At 59.7% G+C, this 1926-nt stretch carries 1 protein-coding gene; it reads right to left on the bottom strand.

The genetic code is table 11. From position 1 onward, the window contains the following. Positions 1-73: 73 nt before the first annotated feature. On the bottom strand, positions 74-1495 hold the full coding sequence (ltrA, locus tag APH34_RS28330) for a group II intron reverse transcriptase/maturase (RefSeq protein ID WP_042914345.1): 1422 nt from the start codon (positions 1493-1495) through the stop codon (positions 74-76). Positions 1496-1926: the final 431 nt, after the last annotated feature.

The raw sequence follows: 1926 nt of genomic DNA on the forward strand, positions 1-1926 counted from the left end.
GGATCGAGTAGGAGGCGGGTTCACACCCGCCGTCCTCTCACACCACCGTGCGTACGGTTCCGTACACGGCGGTTCAGGTTATGCGACTAAGCCGGTTGATCGTATCCAGTATCGAGACCAATCCGAGTTGATCCCACAGTTTCTTCGGTAGGGCCTGATTCACATGTGGCGCACCCGAGTTCCACCATGGGCCTCGGCCATTGAAAGCAGATTTACAAGCACGCTCTCGGCTTAGACCCAGACGCATCAGGTTGCTGATCCTCGTAGAGGGTTGCTTCCATTGCCGCCAGATGACACAGCGAAGTTTGTGCCTGATCCACCCGTCCAGCTCTTCTAGTGGGCGCCTGCTCTGACTGAGCTTGAAGTAACTCGCCCAGCCCCGTACCACGGGGTTCAGCCGCTCGATGATATAGGCCACCTTGCGGCCTCGCGCCCCGCGCAGCAGCTCCTTGAGCCGACTGCGCAGGCGACCAAGGCTCATCGTCGCTACCCTCAGCCTAGGCTGTTGATGCCAGCTCATCCCATAACCCAAGTAGTCGCATTTCCACGCCCGTGCCACTTGGCTCTTCTTCCTGTTCACCGTCAGTTTCAGACGCTCTTTCAGGAAGCGCTCGACGCTGGTCAGTACTCGCTCGCCTGCCCGCTGACTACGTACATAGATGTTCGCATCATCGGCATAGCGCACAAAACGGTGCCCCCGCCGCTCCAGTTCACGGTCAAATTCGTTGAGCAGGATGTTCGACAGCAACGGCGAGAGCGGGCCGCCTTGCGGCGTCCCTTCCTGCCGTGGGCTGACGACACCGCCCGACATGACCCCGGCTTCAAGGTAACGGCGGATAAGCCTGAGCACGCATTTGTCTTCGACACGGCGCTCGATACAGGCCATGAGTATGTCGTGGTTGACCCGATCAAAGAACTTCTCCAGATCAAGTTCCACGCACCAGCGATGGCCCGCCCCCACATGGGAGCGGGCCGTTTCGACGGCTTGATGAGCGCTTTTGCCCGGACGAAAGCCATAGCTGTAGTCCGAGAACAGCGGGTCAAAGATTGGCGTGAGCTGTTGCTGCAGGGCTTGCTGGATCAGGCGATCCACGACACTGGGAATCCCCAGTTGCCGGGTACCGCCCTGCGGTTTGGGAATTTCGACCGCCCGCACTGCCTGGGGATGGTATTCACCAGCCAGCAACCTGGCCTTGAGAGTTGGCCAATACTGTTTCACATAGCCAGCCAAGTCAGCGACCGTCATGCCATCGGCACCCGGTGCTCCCTTGTTGCTGACCACACGCTGATACGCACGTTTGAGGTTGGCCGGTGCAAGCACCCGCCCCATCAGCGTGTCCGGCTCCGCGTTCGTCCACGCCACAGACGCCGTCGATGCCTGCGCACTGCCAGCCGTCACTCTCGGATTCTGTCCGGAACTTGGGGTCACAGTTCTCCCTCGGAGAAATTTCTGCTTTTCGACATTCGACGAGACTCTGGCGCCTACTGGCGGCATAACCTGTTCGGCCCTTGGTGGCGCGGTTAACTGCCACTTACTACGGCTTCGGCTGACTTCTGCACGTCCATCCCGTCGCCTCTTGACGCTCGGTAGCACAATGGCAAACGTGCAGATCTCCCAGGGTAATTCGCGTGACCTTCCTGCTTATGCCTGTCGGATCTACGTCGCAGCGTTCCGTGCAAGTATCGGGCTTTGAAGATATTGGCCTTCTCACCCCGCTGCGCCGCCTCTATCCGCTTCCTGTTCGTCAGGCCAGCATTTTGCCTCGGGCTTCCTTCAGATTCGCAGTCGCCCGCGACACCCTTGCCTCTGGCTAACACTTCCCCTTGCCGGGTGTGTAGAGGACTTTCACCTCCAAGTCACCCGCTTGGCCACCATAGTCAAGCGGGTTGCGCTGACGCGCAACGCGCCATGCCTGGCGCACCAAT

It is taken from the genome of Pseudomonas sp. NBRC 111131 (genome assembly GCF_001320525.1).
Lineage (GTDB): Bacteria > Pseudomonadota > Gammaproteobacteria > Pseudomonadales > Pseudomonadaceae > Aquipseudomonas > Aquipseudomonas ceruminis.